Source organism: Pedobacter antarcticus (assembly GCF_900103515.1).
Lineage (GTDB): Bacteria > Bacteroidota > Bacteroidia > Sphingobacteriales > Sphingobacteriaceae > Pedobacter > Pedobacter antarcticus.
The window spans coordinates 96,228-118,405 of record NZ_FNGZ01000004.1 but is presented as its reverse complement, the minus strand read 5'-3'; the positions used below and the strand labels follow the sequence as shown (position 1 = coordinate 118,405).

Below are 22,178 nucleotides of genomic sequence, written 5' to 3'. Positions count from 1 at the left end.
ATTCTTTAAGCTTTCAGCAGAATAACCGTTATTTGCAGCATGAGTATTTATTTATCGGCATCTTTAGTCTGCCCTGTTAGCAGCCCTCCACTGGAGAATGGCGTGATTTCGGTAGATGATGACGGCAGGATTCTTGAACTTATTCCTGCCTGTATGGCAAAGGAAAGGAATTTGGAAGATGTCCGGTTTCTGGACGGAGTGCTAGTTCCCGGACTGGTGAATACCCATGTTCACCTTGAGCTTTCGCATCTTAAGGGCAAGGTTGAAGAAGGGACAGGTTTGCCCGGATTTGTCCGGCAGATCATAGAGCAGAGAGCTGCCGATGACAATGAAATATCAGAAGCTATGAAACTGGCTGATGCAGAACAGTATAGAAATGGTATTGTCGCTGCGGGAGATATATCAAATCAGTTGATTTCGAGGTCAGTAAAAATGGATAGTGCTATTTACTATCAGACCTTTGTAGAAACCATGGGGTTTAACCCGGCTATGGCAGATGAAATTATTGCACGTGTAAGGAAGCTTAAGCAAGATTTTCTGCCATTGACAGCTGCTATTGCTCCACATGCGCCTTATTCTGTGTCCAGACCACTTTTTGATCTTATCCGTGCTGAAGGTAATACAACATGCATCACTATTCATAATCAGGAAACAGCTGAAGAAAATCAGTTCTTCCAAAGGAAAGAGGGTCATTTCCTAGACCTTTACAAGTTTTTGGGTTTGGACATTTCTTTTTTTCAAGCTCAGCAACTCACATCCCTTCAATATTTTTTGCCTTTAATGCCCGACGACGTCCGGATATTATTAGTGCATAATACATTTACCAGTGCTCAGGATATAAAATTCGCTGTAGAAAGTGGAAAGGATATTTATTGGTGCCTATGTCCAAATGCTAATTTATATATAGAGAAACGTTTACCCAATCTGAAGCTTTTCAGACAGGAAGGGTTGAAGGTAACTTTGGGAACAGATAGCCTAAGCAGTAATCATCAGTTAAGTATTTTGGAAGAAATGAAGACTTTACATTTTCAGGCTGCTATACCTTTTGATGAATTGCTTCGCTGGGCGACGCTGAATGGTGCGAAGTTTTTGGGACTTGATCAGCAGTTGGGAAGTTTTGAAATAGGAAAGAAGCCTGGAATTAATTTGATTACCCATATGAAAGAAGGAACTTTACAGCCTGAGACTGCGATTCAACGTATTTTATAAAATGATAAAACAAGTCACCGAATTATTTCAAATCCGTTATCCGGTAATTCAGGCAGGTATGGTCTGGTGCAGTGGATGGAGATTAGCTGCGGCGGTATCAAATTCTGGTGGGCTGGGTGTTATTGGCGCTGGATCTATGTATCCCGAAGTACTGCGGACACATATCCGTAAAGCTTTTTTAGCGACGGACAAACCATTTGGTGTAAATGTGCCGTTATTATATCCGGATATAGATCTTCTCATACAAGTATTGATTGACGAGGGGGTTAAAATTGTAATTACGTCTGCTGGAAATCCTGCAACCTGGACCTCACGGTTAAAAGCAGAAGGGATGACTGTTGTACATGTGGTGTCAAATACGAAGTTTGCTTTGAAGGCCGAATCTTGTGGTGTAGATGCAGTCATTGCGGAAGGATTTGAAGCAGGTGGCCATAATGGTCGTGAAGAAACAACAACTCTGTGTTTAATTCCGATGGTATGCGCAAAGCTTAAGATTCCGGTAATAGCTGCAGGAGGGATCGGTTGTGGTAAAAGTATGCTTGCGGCGTTCGCATTAGGTGCTTCCGGGGTACAGGTAGGTTCTGCTTTTGCTGTGGCGGCAGAATCATCTGCACATGAGGCATTTAAAGCACGTATAATCGCTTCAGCAGAAGGCGATACCCGGTTGCAGTTAAAAAAGCTGGTGCCTGTAAGATTATTGAAGAACGAATTTGCAGTTCTGGTTGCTCAGGCAGAAGCTGCCGGGGCAGATGCAGATGAACTTACCATGCTGCTTGGTCGTTCCCGTGCTAAAAAGGGAATGTTTGAAGGCGACCTTAAAGAAGGAGAGTTGGAGATCGGACAGGTATCAGCAATGCTGGGTGAGATCAGACCGGCCGCAGATATATTAAATGATATGTGGAGCGGATTCCTCGAGGCAAGAAAAAGGATTTGCAATCAGGATTTTAACCAGCTCTAGTAACATCATATAGATTAGAAATTAAAAATAATGAAACATTTAAGAATAAAAATTACCGGCCGGGTGCAGGGTGTATCATTTCGTTATACAACTAAGGTTGTGGCCGATCAGATGGGGATTCGCGGAATTATTAAGAATGAGAAAGACGGAAGCGTTTACATTGAGGCTGAAGGAGACGATACGTTACTGGAAGTGTTTTTGGAGTGGTGCAATGAAGGTCCGGACCGTTCAATAATCGAAAAGGTTGAAACTGAACCCGCTGAACTCAAAAACTATCGTAATTTTGAGGTTATTAAAAAACAACGCTAAACATCTAAGCCCCGCCTGTGTCAGTCATTAAGAAATTCCTGGGTCAAACTGCTGTTTACGGCATTAGTACCGTCTTGTCCAGGCTGCTCAATTTTATCCTAACGCCCATATACGTGAAAGTATATGCTCCGGCTGTTTACGGGATTTTCACAACAATGTACAGTTATGCTTCTATGATCAATGCAATACTTGCATTCGGGATGGAAACGACTTATTTCCGCTACCTTAATAAATATGAGGATAAGAAACAAGAGGTTTATAACAACACATTTATATGCATTGCATTTATTGCGGGCTTATTCCTCATCAGTGGCTTAGTCTTTACCGATTTAATTGCCGGCTGGATTAATAGGGGTACTGTCGCTAATCTTGAAGAATACAAAGGCTTTATACGACTGTTCGTGTGGCTGTTGTTCATCGATGCAATTTGTGTGATCCCTTTTGCCAAGATCAGGGCGGACGGAAGAGCGTTAAAATACAGTTTGATTAAATTTTTAAATATCGGCGGATTTGTAGGCTTTAACCTGATTTTTATTTTCCTTATTCCTATGCTTATCCGCCAGGATGGGGCATTGGGCGTTTGGTTAGCTAGCTGGTACCAACCAAAATGGGTAGGTTATGTTTTTATATCCAACTTGATGGCTAGTGGGATAACAATGATTATGCTGCTTCCGGAATTTCTTCAGCTGCGGTTTAAATTCGATAAAAAACTCTTTGTAAAGATGTTCTCTTACAGCTGGCCGATACTCATTGCCAATCTTTCCTTTATCGTAAACGAAAATCTCGATAAAATAGTCCTTAGTCAGTTACTGCCTAAAGCTATTGCAGACGTAGATGTTGGTATTTATGGAGCGGTTTGTAAGATCGCTATGTTTATGAGTATTTTCATTACAGCCTTCAGACTCGGGGCGGAGCCATTTTTCTTCAGCCATGCTAAACAAGCCAATGCCCGGAAAACCTATGCAATGATACTTCAATATTTCGTCATTGTACTGGCGTTGCTTTTTGTTGCGCTGGTTGCTAATATTGAAATCCTTAAGTATTTTATTGTCCGGGGTAAAGGCGATCCGGGCAGTTATTGGGTTGGTTTGCCCGCGGTACCCTTTTTGCTTTTTGGGTATGTGTGCCTGGGTATTTATACAAATCTTTCGATCTGGTACAGACTTTCTGATCAGACCCGTTTCGGTTTATACATCTCGGTGGTAGGAGCCGTGTTAACAATCGTGCTAAATTTTCTACTGATTCCAAAGTTCAGCTATATGGGATCTGCCTGGGTTTCTATGATCGCATACCTCAGTATGATGGTCATCTCCTATGTACTGGGGCAGAAATACTATCCGATACCCTATCAATTAAAAAGAATCAGTATCTATCTTTTGACATCAGTGATACTGGTGATCCTCTCATTTTGGGTATTCCATAGGAATATCTATATTGGAAATGCGATGCTGATAGCCTTTATGGCGGCTATCTGGTGGGCAGAAAAGGAACAGCTCCGGACGTTGCTGTTCAGGAAAAAACAGAATTAATAAGAACTAAATACATATATAATGCAGATTAAAATTATCAACAAATCAGGAATGGCTTTGCCACAGTATGAAACAGCTCATGCCGCAGGGATGGATATGAGAGCTTTTGTTGAATCAGAAATTATAATTAAACCTTTACAGCGTATTTTGATTCCAACAGGTCTGCATATTGAACTTCCGGTTGGATTTGAAGCTCAAATTCGTCCACGCAGCGGCTTGGCTTATAAGCATGGAATAAGCATTGTTAATGCGCCCGGAACAATTGATGCAGATTATCGCGGTGAGATTAAAGTTTTGTTAATTAATTTATCTGACACGGATTTTGTGGTGCAAAACGGAGACCGTATTGCGCAGATGGTAATTGCAAAACATGAAACAGTGCAGTGGGATTCAGTAGAAGAACTGTCGGACACAGACCGTGGAGCCGGCGGTTACGGTCATACCGGAAAATAAACAGCTCTCCTGAAAGGGAGGAGGATTAAAGGGAGGAAAAGATGAGAATAGTGCATAAAAATTATTGGCTTTTGCTACTGGTTTTTACCACGCTTACTGCGTGCAAGACCAAAAAGCAATTAGTGAAGGTACCTGATGAAGGGGCAAAAGTGCCTGTGAATAAGTTGAAAGAGGAGAATCTCAGGATGTTGCGTTCGAAAGATATTCCATTTAATACCTTATCTATGAGGGGCAAAGCTACCCTGGACATGAATGGTAATTCAAACCAGGTAACTATGACAGTACGTATTCAGAAGAATGAAAAGATCTGGGTAAGCCTGACGGCAATTGCAGGTATTGAAGTAGCCAGAGCATTGATTACACCCGATAGTATTCTTGTGCGTAATAATATCCAGGCGGTTGGAATCAGAAAACCATTTAGCTATTTATATCGCTTTAGCACAGCGCAGCTTAACTTCAATATGCTACAGTCGGTACTTACAGGCAATACGATTGCTGAGCTTATGCTGCCCGAGGTCGATCTTCAAAGTGACGCAGGTGTTTTTAAGCTTGACGGAAGACAAGCCGGACTGGGTTACTCAATCCTTTTTAATACTTTGTTTAAACCCGGGGAGCTTTTGCTTAATGATGTCAAAGCAGGCCAGGCAATGAAGGTCGTCTACTCAGAATACCAGCAGGTAACCGATGCAGTTTTGCCGACGGTATTGAGGATAAATTCGCAAAGCGGTAACAAAAAGACCAATATCTCATTGGACTTCACAAAAATAGATCGCAATGTTCAATTAGATTTTCCGTTTAGTCTTCCAAAGAGGTTTGAGATAATAAACTAAAAAAATTTATACTTTTGATGTAATGAAGCTACACAAATTACTGTTATTTCTTTTGTTTGTTACGTTTGCGTCTTCTGCTGTAGCACAAAGCAGTTCCCAACTAAAAAAGAAGAAAGAAGCTATTCAGCGCGAAATTGAACTTTTACAGAAAAATCTGAATAAGGCCGCACAGAGTAAAAAACTAACTCTAGGTGAGATTAATGCGCTGAATGCGAAGATTCGATTGATGCAGAGTAAGATTGGCGTGATCAATTCTGAAATCAAGAATCTTGATAGCGAAATCCATGAGAACACAAATACCGTACATTCTTTACAGACCCAGCTTTCTCAGTTGAAGAAAGAATATGCAGGTATGATCAGATTTGCGCAGCGAAACAGAAACTCGTATGATAAGATGATGTTCATTTTCGCTGCGAGTGACTTTAATCAGGCATATAAGCGGATTAAGTATCTGCAGCAGTTCGGTCAGTATAGAAAGAAACAGGCAGATTATATTCAGGGTACAGAAAAAAGCCTGAAGTATAAGATCGTTATTCTAGATAAAAGTTTGAAAGAGAAGAGTAATCTTCTGAAAGAACAGGAGAATGAGCAGAATAAATTGGCTAAGAACAAAACTGAGCAGGCTTCAGTACTCAATAAGTTCAGCAGGCAGGAAAAACAATTTAGTAAAGATATTGCTACGCGGAAGAGACAACAGGCAGCAATAGACAGGCAGATACGGAATGCAATTCAGCGTGAGATTGCTCTGGCAAGAAAACGTGCAGAAGAAGAAGCCAGGATTGCTGCAGCTAAAGCTAGAGCAGACAATAAACCTGCTCCTGCAGAGAAGCCAAAGACGACAACAAACTATTTGACTGCTACACCGGAGGCTGCGAAGCTTTCTGCAGGATTTGAAAATAACAGAGGCCGTTTACCATGGCCCGTAGGATCTGGTACAATTACAGAGAACTTCGGCAGGCATACGGAAGGACAGGCAGGTTATACTAATGATGGAGTGAATATAATGACTGCAGATGGCGCCGCTGTACGGGCTGTTTTTAGCGGCGACGTTTTATTTGTAACGATGATGCAAGGAATTTACGTAGTCGCAATCCGTCATGGTGATTACTTCACTATCTATCAAAATTTACGTTCTGCAAATGTTGCAAAAGGCGATAAAGTAGAGACGCGTCAGACTATCGGTACCGTTGCCACGACCTCTGATGGCCCTATGCTTCACTTTGAAATTATGAGAGGCCAGGTAAAGCTGAATCCTGAGGCCTGGATAGCTAAATAAAAATTGCAGCTAAAATGTTTATATTTGTATATAATAAATGATAATTAATAATATGTATTCAGGTACGATAACAGAATTTTTAAATATGGGAGGCGGAGAAATCATGCTTATCCTGGCCGTTGTTTTACTCCTTTTCGGAGGAAAGAAATTGCCTGAGCTGGCCAGAGGCCTTGGTAAGGGAATTAAGGATTTTAAAGATGCTTCTGAAGGTGTCAAAAGAGAAATTCACCGGAATATCAATGCGATGGATATTGATGATGAACTGAAGAAGGATGAAACTCCTGCTTCTTCGTATACGGCAGCAGCCACTGCTCCGGTAACAGAAGAGCCGGTTGTTTACCCAGCTCCGGAAGGTGCAGTACCAGTTGATATGTCAAGAAGTACAGTACAGGAAGGGGATGCTTTAACGGAAGATCCGTCAGCTCCTGCCACCGCGGAACATACTACAGAAACAGAACCACAGAAAAATAATATTTAAACCAAATATCATGTTAAACACAACAATATTAGCAGCCCTGGGAACTCCAGAAATCGTAATCATTTTAGTCGTTGTCCTGCTGCTTTTTGGCGGTAAGAAAATTCCGGAACTGATGCGTGGATTAGGTAAAGGTGTGAAAGAATTTAAAGATGGAAAAGATGGTGCGGATGAAACCGTAGAATCAAACACCAACAATACACAAAAACCACTTTAATCTTAACCGGGAAACCTATTTCACCTCACCTGACAATTTGAAAAAGTATAAATCTCTTACGGAGGTACAATCACTGATCGAAAGTAAACAGCTTAATATGCCCGATTTACTGGCTTATTATCTGGATAAGATTCGTGAACAACCGGAACTCAATGCTTTCAACGAAGTGTTTGTCTCCTCTGCAACTGAACAGGCTCTAGCTGTACAGGAAAAGATTAATGCTGGCAAAGCCGGGCGTCTGGCTGGAATGGTTATCGGGATTAAAGATAATATTCTTTATAAAGACCATCAGACAACAGCATCCTCAAAAATGCTGGATGGATTTATAGCGCCTTATTCTTCTACAGTGGTAAGCAGGCTTTTAGCTGAAGACGCTGTAATTATAGGCAGACTTAACTGTGATGAATTCGCAATGGGCGGATCAAATGAAACCTCTTTTTTTGGTCCGGTGCGTAATGCCGCGGATAACCAGAGGGTTGCAGGAGGTTCTTCCGGCGGTTCTGCAGTGGCGGTTCAGGCAGATCTTTGTCTGGCTGCATTAGGTACCGATACAGGCGGTTCAGTACGTCAGCCCGCAGCATTTTGCGGTTGCTTCGGTTTAAAACCTACCTATGGTCGGATTTCCCGCTATGGGGTAATAGCTTATGCTTCTTCTTTCGATCAGGTTGGAACGCTAACATCATCAGTTAGTGATGCAGCGCTGTTAATGGAGATTTTAGCGGGAGCAGATGCGTACGATAGTACGGTTTCTGCGAAGTCAGTTCCAGTTTACAGCGAAGAACTGAATTCTCCTGGCAAACAGCGTATCGCGGTCCTTAAAGAGACGATGGAAAGTGAGGCACTTGATCCCGAAACTAAGCATGCAATATTGCAGGCAATTGCCGGGTTCAGAGCTGCGGGACATCAGGTAGACGAAGTCTCATTTGATCTGCTCGATTACCTTGTTCCTGCATACTATGTGCTTACTGCGGCGGAAGCGTCATCTAACCTGTCCAGATATGACGGTGTGCATTATGGTTACCGTAATCTGCAGGCTGAAAATCTAAATAGCTTATATAAAAAATCCAGAGCCGAAGGCTTTGGTACCGAGGTGAAACGGCGGATTATGCTAGGTACATTTGTATTGAGTGCCGGTTATTACGATGCTTATTACCAGAAAGCGCAGCAGGTCAGACGTCTGATCAGGGAGCGGGTAGAAGCATTATTTACCAATTACGATTTGATTCTTACTCCAGTTGCACCAACTCCTGCGTTTAAGATCGGAGAAAATATGCAGGATCCTCTGGTTATGTATATGGCCGATATATTCACAGTTCTACCCTCGTTAAGTGGTATCCCTTCGATAGCCGTTCCCCTTGGCAATAATCAGGCTGGTTTGCCGTTAAGTCTTCAATTGAGTGCAAAACACTTCAATGAGGGGCTTCTTCTTGCCTTTACTGCCGGATTTAAAGCCGAAGCCTATACCTAATCATATTTTTAATTAATACAGCTGTTTTGAACAGGCCTATGAAACCATCAGATACATATTCATTTTCAGATAGAATATTCTTACAACTGATGGTTTTCCTTTCTATGGCCGGATTTCAAGGTTCTTACAGCTTTCATTCCTACAAATATTTAATAGCTTATGAAACTAAAAGTACTTTTGCTTTCTGGTTCTTTGTGTCTGATGGCCGCCCTTACCGCGAAAGCTCAGCGTCAATTACCCGCACTGGACTCTCTTCCTAAGATTAGTATACTGCAGACAGCTTATCAGGGCGACACGACAGCAGTGCCTGATGTACTGGAAAACCCTCTGTTCTATAACTATAACTTTACCTATAAAAAGCGGCTTGATTCTATCCAAAGCCAGATCCCTCTTGCCTATAATGAAGCCGTACAGCGTTATATAGATGTTTACAGCGGACGTAAAGACATGATGGGCAAAATGCTTGGTCTGTCTGAATATTATTTTCCCATTTTCGAAAATGCACTAAAGGCTTATAATATGCCTGCAGAACTTAAATTCCTTCCTATTATTGAATCTTCCATGAATTCTCATGCCATTTCCAGAGTGGGCGCGACCGGTTTATGGCAGTTTATGTTTGGTACAGCTAAAGGTTATGGACTGAATATGGATAATTTTGTCGATGAAAGGAAGGATCCCATTCAGGCAAGCTATGCAGCTGCAGCTTATTTTAGGGATGCTTACAAAGAACTCGGTGACTGGTTGCTGGCTATTGCTGCCTATAATTGTGGTACCGGAAATGTAAACCGTGCCATTGCAAAGGCGAACAGTCGTGACTTTTGGGAAATCAGAAACTTTCTTCCTGCAGAAACCCGGAATTATGTACCTGCATTTATTGCAGCTGTTTACGTAATGAATTTTGCAGACCAGCATCACATCAAAGCTCAGAAGTCTTTATTCGCTATTAAGACTGATACAATTCAGGTGGAACGGTTTGTTTCATTGGCAGAACTTGCTCAGGCTATGGAAATTGACGAAGACGATCTTTTCACCTTGAATCCTTCTTACAAAAAGAAGATTGTAAATGGTTCTTCTGAGACTCCGCGGCGTATTATTATGCCGAAGGTAAATACAGCCGTATTTGCGGGTATCTATGACGTATTAAATAACAGCACAGTGAGTGCAGATACGCGCATAATACTTGCTTCAAATGATGACAGGAGATTGCAGCGTAATAAGAATACATCGCGTAACCTCCAGGGAAAAGCGACGGTCTATCATAAAGTAGGATCAGGACAGAGCCTGCATGCAATTGCTGGCAAATACCGCGTTGAAGTACAGGATCTTAAGGTTTGGAATAATCTCAAGGGAAATACGATTGTTCCCGGTCAGCGGCTTATTGTTTCCAAGGGTTCTGTAGCAAAAAAAGAAGAATTGCGAACATCGAAAAAGTACATTACCTATAAGGGTAAGTCCAAAACCGCAAACGGCGGGGTATTATAAAAAATAGAAGATATGTATGATTATATAGATGGCAGGCTCACTTTTAAGTGTCCTGCTTATATTGTTGTTGAAGCTGGTGGAATTGGGTATCATGTCAATATTTCATTAAATACCTACGGAGCATTAGGTGATGCAGAGCGCTGCAAAATTTTCGTCTGGTTGCATGTTAAAGAAGACGCACATACTTTGTATGGTTTTTTAGATGAGGGTGAACGCAGAATGTTCCTCCATCTGATATCTGTCTCCGGAATCGGACCAAATACGGGGAGAATGATGCTGTCGTCAATTACACCTGCGGAGATTCAGACGGCAATTGTTAATGCAGATTTACCTTTAATTCAGCGTATTAAAGGGATAGGTGTCAAATCTGCGCAAAGACTGGTTCTTGAACTGCAGGATAAACTAAAAAAAGAAGGTACAGGTTCACTCATCGCAGCTCCTTTAAATGCAACTGTCAGAGAAGAAGCGCTTTCTGCACTGATGATGTTGGGATTTGCGAAACTTCCTGCTGAAAAGACATTGGATCAGGCCATTAAAAATGCCACGGATGAATTGAATGTGGAACAGCTGATCAAAATTGCACTCAAAAACTTATAAAAACTGGTTTAAAAATCAGCGTATTATATACTAAATCGCTATTTGAGCGTTAAGCTATTTTAGCAGATCAATATGGTTAGTTATAATAAATAAAACCCTTAAAGCGATTTTGTTTTTAGTTTAAGGATAACGATGAATTAGAATTGCGATACAACGGATAATAATTACCTTTGAACAATCAAAATATTAGAAAATGAACTTTCCATCAGAATTAAAGTACACTAAAGACCACGAATGGGTTAGAGTAAATGGTAATGAAGCTTTTATCGGTATTACAGATTTCGCGCAACGCGAATTGGGTGATATCGTTTATATCGATATCAATAGTGTAGGTGAAGAAGTAAGTAAAGATGAGGTATTTGGTACTGTAGAAGCTGTTAAAACCGTTTCAGATCTTTACATGCCTGTCACTGGTACCGTCACAGAAGTTAACGCTGCATTGAATGATAATCCTGAGCTGGTGAATTCAGATCCGTATGGAGATGGCTGGATGGTAAAGGCAAACATTGCTGATGTATCAGAAATTGAAGGATTATTAACTGCAGAAGCATATCAGGCTTTAGTAGGCGCATAATTTATGAATAATAAACTCAAAGCATTAAGCTATCAGCGCTGGGCGCTTGCTTGGACGGTGTTCATCTTAATTCTTTGTACAATGAAAATGCCCGAATCCACTGGTTCGGGCATTTTCTTTCAAGGTTTTGATAAACTGGTACACCTTGGATTTTTCTACGTCCTAACCATTTTATTGTTTTACGGAAAGATTAGTAATCAGCATAATTACAGTTTCCGGTCCCTTACGATCTTTAAGATCATTTTGTTGACCTTTATCGTAGGCGCTTCTGTTGAAGTTATCCAATACTTCTTTTTTCCTTATCGTTCTGCCGAATGGTGGGACCTTGGTTGCGATATGATTGGTGTTTTTATGGGCGTATTTAGCTACGTTTTGCTACATAGGTTCAATTTTGATAAAGACGGCAATTTGCACCCGAAAAAAACCAGTCAGTAAATTTCAGATATCCCGGAGCTGAAGGCCTTTCTTTCCTGTGTTGAAACGTATTTAAAATGTTACTCAATATTTTCTACGGACTAAACAAACCATTTATCCATTTCGTAGTCTGAAAATAAAACCTTACGAGACTACAGAATGAATTTTTACAGGAACCTACTTCTGCTTTTTATCTTAATTAGCAGCTCTTCAATTTACGCGCAAACCAAGAACGGCTCTGTGAGCGGTAAAGTGGTTAATTCAAAGGATCAACTCGCTGTTGATTTCGCTTCTGTCGCAGTTAAGAACCTAACTGATTCCAGCGTTGCAGGTGTTACTAACACCCAACCCGACGGGACATTTACCATCGCTGGACTGGCTCCTGGTTCTTATCGCGTTTCTGTAGCCTATCTCGGGCTGAAAAGTTTAAATAAAGATTTTACCGTAACCGTTGCTGCTCCGAAAGTAAATCTCGGATCGCTGTCGATGGAGAATACCGGTCTCGACCTTAAAACTGTCGAAATTGTTGGCGCAGTAACCCCTGTAGTCGTTAAGACAGATACTGTAGAATATAATGCAGGAGCATTTAAAGTAAGGGAAAATGCTGTTGTTGAAGATGTATTAAAGAAACTTCCGGGAGTAGAGGTTGCTAAAGACGGTTCAGTAAAAGCACAGGGTGAAACAGTGACGAGGGTTCGGGTAGATGGCAAAGACTTCTTTGGAAGTGATCCTCTGCTGGCTACTAAAAACCTGCCGGCAGATATGATTGATAAGATTCAGGTTATAGACCTGCTATCCGATCAGGCACAATTTACAGGAGTAGATGACGGTAACAGGGAGAAAATTATTAATATAACAACTAAAAAAGACATGAAGCACGGTTATTTCGGTAACTCCAGTGTCGGTGGCGGTACGGATGGACGTTATGATGGGAGTGCGAATGTCAATAAATTTAAAAACGATCAGCAATTCTCATTGATTGGACAATTTAATAACGTTAACAAGCAAAGCTTCGGCGGTGGTAACACAGGCGGTGGCGGTGGTGGCGGAAGAAGATCCGGTGGAGGGGGGTTCAATCCGGGAGGTGGAAATACAGGAGCCGGCCAGCAGGGAATTACTACAACCAACGCTATCGGATTAAACTTTGCAGACATCTATAAAGACGATACAAAGCTCACAGCCAGTTACTTTTTCAATAAAACTGCATTAGACAATCAGCAGACAAGTTTCAGACAGAACTTACTAGGAGATAGCAGGACTACTTTTGACGAAGCATTAAACAGCCAGACCGACAAGAAAAACCATAGATTTAACTTCATGCTGGACACTAAACTGGACTCTACAATTTCCCTCCGGGTTCAGCCGAATGTCACTTATACAGAAACAGACCTCAGTCAGAACAGTATCTATACGAATAACTATGGAAGTTATGTGACTACAGGAACACAATCCTACAGGACTAATTCTACAGCACCTACGTTGAGTAATAGTCTGTTACTACGTAAAAAATTCAGTAAAGCAGGACGTACGCTTTCCTTAAACGTCAATACCAGTATCAATAACAGTGATGCTACGAACTATAATGATATATTGAACAATACGGTTAATGGCGGTGTGGAAACCAATGAGCAGACCAGGCAACTAAATGATCAGAATGCAAAATCACTGAATAATACCACCAGATTAGTTTATACCGAGCCACTGGATAAGACTTTAAACCTGGAAGTCAATTACCAGAATATGTACAGCACCGATCGCAGTGAGCGTATGACTTTTAATTTTAACCCATTAACCAGTCAGTACGATCTTCCGGATTTCACGTATACTAATACCTACGAAAACCGGACAATGACCAATGCATTGGGTACCAGCCTAAATAAAACAGGTGCAAAATATAACTGGAATGTTGGTGTTGGCGTACAGCATACAGATCGGAAAAATGATAACCTGACCACCGGAAATCTGCTTAACCAGAGCTTCTATAATTTTATTCCGACAGCACAGCTACGCTATAACTTCAGTAAAAGTAAAAGATTGGTTATCCGTTATCGTGGAAATACCCAGCAGCCGAGCATCAGCCAGATCCAACCTATTCTGGATAACTCCAACACACAAAGTATAGCCATTGGTAATCCAGATCTGAAACCGTCTTTCAGTAATAATCTGACCGTATTTTATAATAATTTTGATTTTGCTAAATTCCGTTCACTTTTTGTCTTTGCAAACTTTAGCCAGACTTTCAATGCCTTTGGTAATAGCAGTACACTCATAACCGATCAGGCGAGTGAGAACTTTGGAAAACTGGAAGTTGTGCCGGTTAACGTCAACGGCGTTTATTCAGGGACTTTAGGGTCTTCCTTAGGTTTGCCAATCATCAAAGGGAACAAACTGAACCTGAATATAGACTTAAGCGGTAACTATGCTAGAGGAGTCAATTTCACGAACTCCCTTCAGAATATTACTAACGATGTATCTGTTACCAACAGATACAGACTGGTATCCTCTATGGATAAACTCGATTTGACAGCTGGCATTGGTGGTTCCATTAACCGGGCCACTTACTCAGCTCAACCATCTGCCAATACCACTTATTATACACTTAATCCTACTATTGACGTAAGCTATATGTTTCCTGGAAACATCCGTTTAGCGGTAGATGTCGATTACTATCAGAATACCGGAAGAGGTGAGGCGTATGACACCAATTATACATTGCTTAACAGTTATATCAGTAAGCAATTCTTTAAAAACCGTGGAACATTCAAGTTTGCGGTGAATGATATTTTGAATCAGAATCAGGGAATTACCAGAACTTCGTCAAATAATACAATTACAGACATCAGGTATAATGTTCTGAAACGGTATGCAATGCTCTCATTTACGTACTCTCTAAGTCAGATGGGGGGCAAACGTACCGACCGCATGGGACCATCTGACGGCCCTGGCGGACAGCAAGGCCCGGGAGGCAATCGTGGCGGTGGTGGCTTTGGTGGTGGCAGAAGAGGTATGTAATAATTCAGTGGCCGGTCAGACTAAGGTTTGTTCTTATTTGTATTTATTATAGATAAAGGGTAACTTGCGGCCTTAATATAAGATATGAACCTTTCACAGTTAACTCCAGGAGAAAGAGGCACAATTGTCTCATTTACAGATTTAGAAATGTCAGTAAAGTTGATGGAAATGGGCTGTTTGCCTGGAGAAATTGTAGAAGTGGAGCGTTTTGCGCCGCTTGGTGATCCTATCGCGATCCGGGTTGCAGGATATCAGCTTTGTTTACGAAAAAATGAAGCATCTGTAATTATAATCTCTTAGAAAATTTGGCTGCTGATCTGAAAATTGCACTTGTTGGTAACCCCAATACAGGGAAATCGACACTCTTTAATCTATTAACCGGGCTCAACCAGAAGATTGGAAACTTCCCCGGGATAACCGTCGACAAGAAGACAGGTTTTTGTAAAATTGGTGACCATAAAACCGCTGAGGTGGTGGATTTGCCGGGCACTTATAGTCTCTATCCTAAAAGTAAGGATGAGAGTATAGTATTCCAGATCCTGGCTGACCGGGAGAACCGCAGTCATCCCGATCTGATTGTACTTGTTGCCGATGCAACCAATCTGCGCCGGAACCTGCTGTTGTACACGCAGGTTGCAGACCTGCAGATCCCGGTGATTTTAGCACTGAATATGACTGACATGGCTAAAAAAGAAGGCCTTGCGATAGACATCGATCAGCTTTCTAAAAATCTGGGTGTTCAGGTTGTAGCCATTTCTGCCAGAAATAATATCGGATTAAAAGAATTAAAAGATGCAATTGCTAATGCACCGACAATCCCTACACAAGAGCCGGGAACGGATATTCAGGTCTTAGCACCCGAAGCCATTGCCGCAGCCGGTCAATTAATCCAGACAACTAATCCCTATTTCGCGCTGCAGGTGCTTCACCAGCATAGCGAGTTGGATATTTATACCCCGGAGCAACATCAGCAGTTGAACCAGATTGCAGCTGAACATAACTTTGAATCATCCAAAATACAGACTGCCGAAACTGTCGCCAGATATCGGTACCTGGGTACTATATTAAACGGTATTATTACAGATACTGGTGCACAGAAGAAATTCATTATGAGTGACCGGATAGATAAAGTCCTGACTCATAAAGTCTGGGGTTTCGCTATCTTCCTGCTCATTCTGTTATTTGTCTTTAATGCAATTTTCTCCTGGTCTGCTTATCCGATGGATATGATTGAAGAGGGGTTTGCACGGTTAACAGACCTTGGACATGAACATCTGCCGGAAGGTATGCTCACCGATCTGTTACTGGATGGTGTTGTGGCAGGTTTAGGTGGAATTGTAATCTTCATTCCGCAAATCGCTATCCTATTCGCACTGATATCCATTATGGAAGATACCGGTTATATGGCCAGGGTTACCTTTATGATGGACCGTATTATGCGTAAATTCGGTTTAAGCGGAAAGTCAGTCGTTCCTATGATCGGAAGTCTGGCCTGTGCCGTACCATCTATCATGAGTGCCAGGAATATAGAAAACTGGAAGGACAGAATTATCACCATTATGGTTGCGCCGTTAGTGAGTTGTTCTGCTCGCTTACCTGTATATACCCTGTTGATCTCATTGATTATTCCCGATGAAAAAGTACTCGGTTTTATCAGCCTGCAGGCATTGACGCTAATGGGTATGTACCTGATTAGTATAATAGCTGCAGTACTCGTCGCTTTTGTCATGAAATTCCTGATTAAGGCTAAAGAGAAATCATACTTCATCATGGAGATGCCCGTTTATCAGAAACCGAGATGGAATAATGTGCTGTTAACCATGTATGAAAAGTCTAAGACTTTTGTATTCGAAGCAGGTAAGGTAATTATTGCGATTTCTATAGTATTATGGGTAATGGCCAGTTACGGTCCTTCAGACCGTTTTGAAAAAATTGATCAGAAATATGAAAAAATAGAGTTACAGCAGGATAGCGTAGCAATCAGTACACTGGAGCGTGATCGTTCCGCAGAAAAACTAGAAAATTCTTACGTAGGTATTTTGGGCCAGACTATAGAACCTGCAATCAGACCGTTAGGCTTTGACTGGAAGATCGGAATAGCTTTAATTACCTCATTTGCTGCAAGGGAGGCCTTTGTCGGCACGATGGCCACTATTTATAGTGTTGACAGCGCAGATGAAGAAGCCACAACCATCAGAAATAAATTGAAAGGAGCAACAGATGCCAATACAGGACTACCGCTGTTTACCTTTGCCACCGGATTCTCGCTTATGCTCTTCTACGCCTTCGCAATGCAGTGTATGAGTACCGTTGCAATTGTTTATCGCGAGACTAAGTCATGGAAATGGCCAATGATACAATTAGTTTATATGACAGCATTAGCCTATTTTGCCAGCCTGATAGCCTACCAGTTATTAAGGTAAATCCTATCTTTATGACCATGTTACGTTGTAAGCGGAACATGGTCATAAACAATAGTATCGCTCATCAAGCACAAATAAATTGGAAAAAGCAGAAGTCTTAGCCAGGTACATGCCGGAACAAGCCGCACCGGTAATCGCCAAATGGATCGATTATTTTCAGTGTGAGTTTAAAATTTCGAAAAGCAGATCAACTAAGCTCGGCGATTACAGGCACCCCTTTCGCCAGACAGGACATCAAATCTCTGTAAATAACAATCTCAACCGGTATGCATTTCTGGTTACCACTGTTCATGAATTCGCACATCTGTTAACCTGGAACGAATTTCAGCATAAGGTAAAGCCACATGGGTCCGAGTGGAAATCTAATTATAAAAAGATGATGATTCCATTTTTGGAACAACGGGTTTTTCCGGAAGACCTGGAAAAGGCAATTTCAACTTATCTAACCAATCCTTCTGCCTCCAGCTGTACAGATCTTCATTTATCACGTGCTTTAAAAAAATATGACAGCCGTGGTGACCATACCAGGCTCGAAGAATTAGATACCCATACAGTATTCCGCATTAAAGACGGCAGAAGATTTAAAAAGGGGGAAAGGTTGAGGAAACGTTATCGTTGCGAATGTCTTGATAATGGAAATATCTATTTATTCAGCCCGCTTGCAGAAGTATTCATTGCAGAGACGGGTACATAGACAGCCTGTTTATCGTCTATTTTCCATTTAAAATTGAGCTGGGTGTCCCTGAATTTCCCGGGGTAATTCAGCAGGCTGTCAATGAAAGTATCCTTTTGTTCAACCAGAACTGCTGCCTTATAATTACTTCGCGATTTACTTTTCAGCATAATATAACGGGCATCAGGATAAGTTGTGATATTATCAAATACCATTTCAAATTTATCTTTACCCGTAAGTGCGTCGTTCATGCCTTTAACGTCATCTGCGAAATTATCCTCACGCAGTTTCAGTTCAGCTGCAGAAAGCGGTAAAAAAGGAAGCGTACGCAAAGCATCCGCTGAGCTGGCAGTACGGGTGTCCATGCCAAAAACGATACCGTTGCGCAGGTAAGTTCTGCTGTCCCTGAATAATTCCGCATCCTGATTCATGAATTTGCTTTTTTCCCTGATCAACATCAGGCTGTCCGCGCGGAAGTAATAACTTTTAACAGAAGAATTGAGGCTTCCATTGTTACTGTAGATCCGGTAGAGCATACTATTATTGTAGTCACTGTATTTTTCGGTATAGACAGAAAGATCACCCGAAGTGAAAATCAGGCTGAACTGCTTTCTGAATTTGGGCAATTCACGATCAATACCAGCTGCAAAATTCAGAATAGTCTTGTCATTAAGATTGGTGGCCACTTCATCACTCAGGATATCTGCCTGAGGGTGGCTCGACCGGAAATACTTACAGGACGAAGAAAATAAAAGCAGAATAATTGCCAGACCGGATAATAGCTTGAATTTCATGTGCAGTGTGTGATTATCCCGAAGCAGTCTATTATCGTGCCAATGCACTAATAGGCCATGAGCTGCTCTATTTTTTGTCCCAGTTGGGAAGCAGCGAGAAACTGGTGTTCTAGATTTTTATTCATTGGGATAGCTGTATCAAGGCTGGCACAACGAAGCACTGGCGCATCCAGTAATTCAAAGCAATGTTCAGCAATCCATGCAGAAATTTCAGCGCCGAATCCAGAGCTCAAAGTGTCTTCATGCAGAATAATAACCCTTCCGGTATCTGCCACAGCCTGTTTTACGGCTGCTTTATCCCAGGGCTGCAGACTGCAGAGATCAAGCAAAGTCGCCTGAAGTTCAGGATGTGCATCCAGGTAATCAATCGCCCAGTGGACACCCATTCCATAGGTGATCAGTGTAAACTGTGTACCATTTCTACGGCGGATGGCTTTACCAATCTCCAGTGTATAATAACCCTCCGGCACGGGGCCGCTCAAGCTCCTGTAGAGCGATTTATGTTCAAAAAAAAGCACAGGATTAGGATCGGCAATAGCGGCAAGCAATAGTCCTTTAGCCTCCTGTGGAAATGCAGGATAGACAATTTTAAGTCCCGGTGTTTTGGTAAACCAGGCTTCATTACTTTGCGAGTGAAAAGGCCCTGCGCCAGTACCAGCACCAGTGGGCATGCGAATCACAACATCGGCTTTTTCTCCCCAGCGATAATGCGTTTTAGCGAGATTATTGACAATCTGATTGAATCCGCAGCTTACAAAATCGGCAAATTGCATTTCCACCACCGCCTTGCAGCCATTTATGGAGAGACCTAATCCGGCTCCGACAATGGCCGATTCACAAATCGGTGTATTGCGTACACGTGCAGTTCCAAACGAATCGCTCAGCCCTGCGGTTATTTTAAAAGCACCGCCATATCCGGCGATATCCTGACCCATCAGCACCAGATTGCTATGTTGTTCCATAGCGATCCTTAAAGCTTCGCTAATAGCGTCTAAGAACCGAAGGTTAGGAGTTAATGCATTTTGAGGTGGAGCAACCGGCTGCGACAATGCCGGGGCATACATATCTGCGAGTTCTATATCAGGATCTGCTTTTGGTTCAGGATCCAGAAAAGCCTGTTCAATTCCCGATGTAATTTCCGCATGCATAGCAACTTTCATTTTAGTAATCTGCTGCTCAGTGAGGACGCCTTCTTCCAGCAGGTAACGCTCATAATTATTCAGCGGATTTTTGATTGCCCATTGTTCCAGTAAATCTGCAGGGACATATTTGGTACCTGAGGCCTCTTCATGACCCCGCATTCTGAACGTCATACATTCGACCAGTACAGGTTCCGGATTTTCTCGCAGGGAAAGAGCTAGTGCACTGATTGTATCGTATACCTCCAGGATATTATTTCCATCGATCTGAATCCCTTTCATTCCATAACCTGCGGCTTTGTCAACCAGATTTTTGCAGTGGTATTGTTCGGCGACAGGAGTGGAGAGACCATATCCGTTATTTTCGATGAGGAAAATAACCGGCAGGTTCCAGACAGCAGCAACATTCAGTGCTTCGTGGAAGTCGCCTTCGCTTGTAGCACCTTCTCCGGTAAAAACGAGCGTAGCTTTTTTTTCACCTTTCAGTAAGTCGGCAAGGGCAATTCCGTCTGCTAGTGCGAGCTGCGGACCGAGATGGGAGATCATTCCAATAATATGATGTTCCTGAGTGCCGAAATGAAAAGACCGGTCACGGCCTTTGGTAAAACCTGTTGTTTTACCTTGCCACTGGGCCATTAGCCGGCGCATTGGAATATCCCGGGTGGTAAAAACACCGAGGTTTCGGTGCATTGGCAGAATATACTCCTGAGAATCCATGGCCAGGGTAGCGCCAACAGCAATTGCTTCCTGACCGATGCCGGAAAACCATTTACCTATACGGCCCTGGCGGAGCAGGATCAGCATTTTTTCCTCGACCAGTCTGGGAAAAAGCAGGCGCTGATAGAAATCCAGCAGCGTCTGATCGCTTTTATCTTTACGGTCGAAATACATGATCCCTATTTATTTTTTGCTTTCTGGTGATCCTGATACTGGCTGGAGAAAGATTTTTCAGCTATTTCAGGCATAGCCCTGTATTTTCCCCACATCTTTTTGAAAAGAAGCTTCATGAAGAAATTTTTAATCTTGCCGCCAAAAACATCCATTCTTGAACGTTTGGCCATTCCTGCATTCCAAACTTTCCAGCTCAGATCTTCAGTTTTGGTATTTTCGTGCTGTTCTACTGCGTCGTGACGATTTAGCAGGAGCATTTTATGAATGTCTATTTTAACAGGGCAGACCTCAGAACACTTACCGCATAAACTGGAGGCATAACTCAGGTGTTTAAAATCCTTCATACCCTGCAGATGCGGTGTGATGATAGAACCGATAGGTCCGCTGTAAGTTGTATTATAAGTATGGCCGCCGATATTTTTATACACCGGGCAGGCATTCAGGCAAGCACCGCACCGGATGCAGTAAAGTGCCTGGCGCTGATCTTTCTGGGCCAGTAGGTTCGTCCTGCCATTATCCAGCAAGATTACATACATCTGTTCAGGACCATCAGACTCATGTGTCTGTCTCGGGCCACTCAGAATAGTGTTGTAGACCGTTAAATTTTGTCCTGTTCCATGGCTGGACAATAATGGCCAGAAAAGATCCAGGTCGGCCATCGTGGGGATTACCTTTTCAATGCCGACAATGGCAATATGTACTTTAGGAAATGTTGTTGTCAGACGTGCGTTGCCTTCATTTTCGGTCAGGGCGATACTGCCAGTATCTGCGATCAGGAAATTGCCGCCTGTAATACCGATATCGGCAGTCAGGTATTTCTCGCGTAGCAGTTCCCGCGCTTTTTGTGTCAGTTGTTCCGGTGTGTAATCCAGTGGGGTACCGAATTTCTCATGAAAAAGTTTGGCAATATCTTCCTTGCTCAGGTGCATGGCAGGCGTCACAATATGATATGGCTTTTGCCCCAGAAGCTGAACGATATATTCACCCAGGTCACTTTCCAGTGAATCAATCCCATGCTGTTCCAGAAACTCATTCAGATGAATTTCCTCTGTAGTCATCGATTTGGATTTGATGACAGATTTACCCCCATTTTTACGGATGATATTTAAAATCTCCTGTTGCGCTTCAGCCGCATCATTTGCCCAGATCACTTTTCCTCCGCGACGTTGAAAGTTGGCTTCAAATTCCGGAAGGAATTTGTCCAGGTTCTCCATTACACGCCATTTGATAACATGGGCCTTCTTTTTGGAAGCTTCCAGGTTTGCGAACCTGGATAAACCGCGTTCAACAGCCACATTATATTTTCCAATATTGTGGTTAATTATATTGCGGTGGTCCATATCAAATGCCTTCTCATCTGCCTTTACCAAAAACTCCTCAGCAATCTTCGTCATGTTTCAAACTTAGATAAAATTGTTACTATACGCACAACAAGATAAAAATTTTATCTTCTCT

21 protein-coding genes are annotated in these 22,178 nt (G+C 42.2%); 18 read left to right on the top strand and 3 right to left on the bottom strand.

Annotation, left to right across the window (positions count from 1 at the left end):
• Positions 1-39: 39 nt before the first annotated feature.
• The 18 genes from BLR53_RS10440 (at position 40) to BLR53_RS10355 (ending at position 17,920) form a co-directional block, all read left to right on the top strand.
• A complete protein-coding gene (locus BLR53_RS10440) occupies positions 40-1,209 on the top strand; it encodes an amidohydrolase family protein (RefSeq protein ID WP_074589405.1) in 1,170 nt (389 codons plus the stop codon).
• Between the two features lies 1 nt (position 1,210).
• On the top strand, positions 1,211-2,167 hold the full coding sequence (locus BLR53_RS10435) for an NAD(P)H-dependent flavin oxidoreductase (RefSeq protein ID WP_074589403.1): 957 nt from the start codon (positions 1,211-1,213) through the stop codon (positions 2,165-2,167).
• Between the two features lie 30 nt (positions 2,168-2,197).
• On the top strand, positions 2,198-2,476 hold the full coding sequence (locus tag BLR53_RS10430; RefSeq protein ID WP_037439240.1) for an acylphosphatase: 279 nt from the start codon (positions 2,198-2,200) through the stop codon (positions 2,474-2,476).
• Between the two features lie 17 nt (positions 2,477-2,493).
• Positions 2,494-4,005, top strand: coding sequence for an oligosaccharide flippase family protein (locus BLR53_RS10425; RefSeq protein WP_083332049.1), 1,512 nt, complete (start codon positions 2,494-2,496; stop codon positions 4,003-4,005).
• 21 nt (positions 4,006-4,026) lie between these two features.
• Positions 4,027-4,458, top strand: a complete 432-nt coding sequence (dut, locus tag BLR53_RS10420; protein ID WP_037439242.1) for a dUTP diphosphatase — start codon at positions 4,027-4,029, stop codon at positions 4,456-4,458.
• A 41-nt stretch (positions 4,459-4,499) separates the two neighbouring features.
• Positions 4,500-5,288: a lipoprotein insertase outer membrane protein LolB1 gene (gene lolB1, locus BLR53_RS10415; RefSeq protein WP_074589401.1), complete on the top strand. Its 789-nt coding sequence runs from the start codon at positions 4,500-4,502 to the stop codon at positions 5,286-5,288.
• Between the two features lie 22 nt (positions 5,289-5,310).
• Positions 5,311-6,564: a murein hydrolase activator EnvC family protein gene (locus BLR53_RS10410; protein ID WP_037439246.1), complete on the top strand. Its 1,254-nt coding sequence runs from the start codon at positions 5,311-5,313 to the stop codon at positions 6,562-6,564.
• Positions 6,565-6,601: 37 nt separating this feature from the next.
• The gene (gene tatA / locus BLR53_RS19685) at positions 6,602-7,042 is read left to right on the top strand and encodes a twin-arginine translocase TatA/TatE family subunit (protein WP_234797557.1); all 441 of its coding nucleotides are present in this window, start codon (positions 6,602-6,604) and stop codon (positions 7,040-7,042) included.
• 10 nt (positions 7,043-7,052) lie between these two features.
• The gene (locus BLR53_RS10400; protein ID WP_037439248.1) at positions 7,053-7,256 is read left to right on the top strand and encodes a Sec-independent protein translocase subunit TatA/TatB; all 204 of its coding nucleotides are present in this window, start codon (positions 7,053-7,055) and stop codon (positions 7,254-7,256) included.
• Positions 7,257-7,293: 37 nt separating this feature from the next.
• Positions 7,294-8,724 carry an Asp-tRNA(Asn)/Glu-tRNA(Gln) amidotransferase subunit GatA gene (gene gatA, locus BLR53_RS10395; protein ID WP_074589399.1) on the top strand — a complete coding sequence of 477 codons (1,431 nt, stop codon included), beginning with the start codon at positions 7,294-7,296 and terminating at the stop codon, positions 8,722-8,724.
• Between the two features lie 159 nt (positions 8,725-8,883).
• Positions 8,884-10,206, top strand: coding sequence for a lytic transglycosylase domain-containing protein (locus BLR53_RS10390; RefSeq protein ID WP_074964005.1), 1,323 nt, complete (start codon positions 8,884-8,886; stop codon positions 10,204-10,206).
• A gap of 12 nt (positions 10,207-10,218) precedes the next feature.
• Positions 10,219-10,803: a Holliday junction branch migration protein RuvA gene (gene ruvA, locus BLR53_RS10385; RefSeq protein WP_037439252.1), complete on the top strand. Its 585-nt coding sequence runs from the start codon at positions 10,219-10,221 to the stop codon at positions 10,801-10,803.
• 193 nt (positions 10,804-10,996) lie between these two features.
• Positions 10,997-11,377: a glycine cleavage system protein GcvH gene (gene gcvH, locus BLR53_RS10380; protein WP_037439254.1), complete on the top strand. Its 381-nt coding sequence runs from the start codon at positions 10,997-10,999 to the stop codon at positions 11,375-11,377.
• A 3-nt stretch (positions 11,378-11,380) separates the two neighbouring features.
• The gene (locus tag BLR53_RS10375; protein WP_037439256.1) at positions 11,381-11,812 is read left to right on the top strand and encodes a VanZ family protein; all 432 of its coding nucleotides are present in this window, start codon (positions 11,381-11,383) and stop codon (positions 11,810-11,812) included.
• 138 nt (positions 11,813-11,950) lie between these two features.
• On the top strand, positions 11,951-14,803 hold the full coding sequence (locus BLR53_RS10370) for an outer membrane beta-barrel family protein (RefSeq protein WP_074589394.1): 2,853 nt from the start codon (positions 11,951-11,953) through the stop codon (positions 14,801-14,803).
• Between the two features lie 84 nt (positions 14,804-14,887).
• Entirely contained in the window at positions 14,888-15,103 is a 216-nt protein-coding gene (locus BLR53_RS10365; protein ID WP_037439259.1) for a FeoA family protein, read from the top strand.
• A 5-nt stretch (positions 15,104-15,108) separates the two neighbouring features.
• Positions 15,109-17,226, top strand: coding sequence for a ferrous iron transport protein B (gene feoB / locus BLR53_RS10360; protein ID WP_037439261.1), 2,118 nt, complete (start codon positions 15,109-15,111; stop codon positions 17,224-17,226).
• 109 nt (positions 17,227-17,335) lie between these two features.
• On the top strand, positions 17,336-17,920 hold the full coding sequence (locus BLR53_RS10355; protein WP_037439262.1) for a SprT-like domain-containing protein: 585 nt from the start codon (positions 17,336-17,338) through the stop codon (positions 17,918-17,920).
• On the opposite strand, the gene BLR53_RS10350 is transcribed toward BLR53_RS10355, so the two are convergent.
• Genes BLR53_RS10350 through BLR53_RS10340 form a run of 3 tightly spaced genes read right to left on the bottom strand, consistent with a single transcriptional unit; the run spans position 17,869 to position 22,117 of the window.
• The gene (locus tag BLR53_RS10350) at positions 17,869-18,693 is read right to left on the bottom strand and encodes a hypothetical protein (RefSeq protein WP_074589392.1); all 825 of its coding nucleotides are present in this window, start codon (positions 18,691-18,693) and stop codon (positions 17,869-17,871) included. The genes BLR53_RS10355 and BLR53_RS10350 overlap by 52 nt on opposite strands.
• 47 nt (positions 18,694-18,740) lie before the next feature.
• A complete protein-coding gene (locus tag BLR53_RS10345; protein ID WP_074589389.1) occupies positions 18,741-20,723 on the bottom strand; it encodes an alpha-ketoacid dehydrogenase subunit alpha/beta in 1,983 nt (660 codons plus the stop codon).
• Positions 20,724-20,728: 5 nt separating this feature from the next.
• Positions 20,729-22,117 (bottom strand): LutB/LldF family L-lactate oxidation iron-sulfur protein, encoded by a 1,389-nt coding sequence (locus tag BLR53_RS10340; RefSeq protein WP_074589387.1) that lies wholly within the window; start codon positions 22,115-22,117, stop codon positions 20,729-20,731.
• Positions 22,118-22,178 lie beyond the last annotated feature (61 nt).

Excerpts from the sequence above, each read along its gene's own strand:
- gcvH (WP_037439254.1), top strand. The coding sequence starts at position 10,997 with ATGAACTTTCCATCAGAATTAAAGTACACTAAAGACCACGAATGGGTT.
- BLR53_RS10355 (WP_037439262.1), top strand. The coding sequence starts at position 17,336 with ATGCCGGAACAAGCCGCACCGGTAATCGCCAAATGGATCGATTATTTT.
- BLR53_RS10340 (WP_074589387.1), bottom strand. The coding sequence starts at position 22,117 with ATGACGAAGATTGCTGAGGAGTTTTTGGTAAAGGCAGATGAGAAGGCA.
- BLR53_RS10370 (WP_074589394.1), top strand. The coding sequence starts at position 11,951 with ATGAATTTTTACAGGAACCTACTTCTGCTTTTTATCTTAATTAGCAGC.
- ruvA (WP_037439252.1), top strand. The coding sequence starts at position 10,219 with ATGTATGATTATATAGATGGCAGGCTCACTTTTAAGTGTCCTGCTTAT.
- tatA (WP_234797557.1), top strand. The coding sequence starts at position 6,602 with ATGATAATTAATAATATGTATTCAGGTACGATAACAGAATTTTTAAAT.
- BLR53_RS10350 (WP_074589392.1), bottom strand. The coding sequence starts at position 18,693 with ATGAAATTCAAGCTATTATCCGGTCTGGCAATTATTCTGCTTTTATTT.
- BLR53_RS10390 (WP_074964005.1), top strand. The coding sequence starts at position 8,884 with ATGAAACTAAAAGTACTTTTGCTTTCTGGTTCTTTGTGTCTGATGGCC.
- BLR53_RS10345 (WP_074589389.1), bottom strand. The coding sequence starts at position 20,723 with ATGTATTTCGACCGTAAAGATAAAAGCGATCAGACGCTGCTGGATTTC.
- BLR53_RS10435 (WP_074589403.1), top strand. The coding sequence starts at position 1,211 with ATGATAAAACAAGTCACCGAATTATTTCAAATCCGTTATCCGGTAATT.
- BLR53_RS10365 (WP_037439259.1), top strand. The coding sequence starts at position 14,888 with ATGAACCTTTCACAGTTAACTCCAGGAGAAAGAGGCACAATTGTCTCA.
- BLR53_RS10430 (WP_037439240.1), top strand. The coding sequence starts at position 2,198 with ATGAAACATTTAAGAATAAAAATTACCGGCCGGGTGCAGGGTGTATCA.
- BLR53_RS10400 (WP_037439248.1), top strand. The coding sequence starts at position 7,053 with ATGTTAAACACAACAATATTAGCAGCCCTGGGAACTCCAGAAATCGTA.
- lolB1 (WP_074589401.1), top strand. The coding sequence starts at position 4,500 with ATGAGAATAGTGCATAAAAATTATTGGCTTTTGCTACTGGTTTTTACC.
- dut (WP_037439242.1), top strand. The coding sequence starts at position 4,027 with ATGCAGATTAAAATTATCAACAAATCAGGAATGGCTTTGCCACAGTAT.
- BLR53_RS10440 (WP_074589405.1), top strand. The coding sequence starts at position 40 with ATGAGTATTTATTTATCGGCATCTTTAGTCTGCCCTGTTAGCAGCCCT.
- BLR53_RS10375 (WP_037439256.1), top strand. The coding sequence starts at position 11,381 with ATGAATAATAAACTCAAAGCATTAAGCTATCAGCGCTGGGCGCTTGCT.
- BLR53_RS10410 (WP_037439246.1), top strand. The coding sequence starts at position 5,311 with ATGAAGCTACACAAATTACTGTTATTTCTTTTGTTTGTTACGTTTGCG.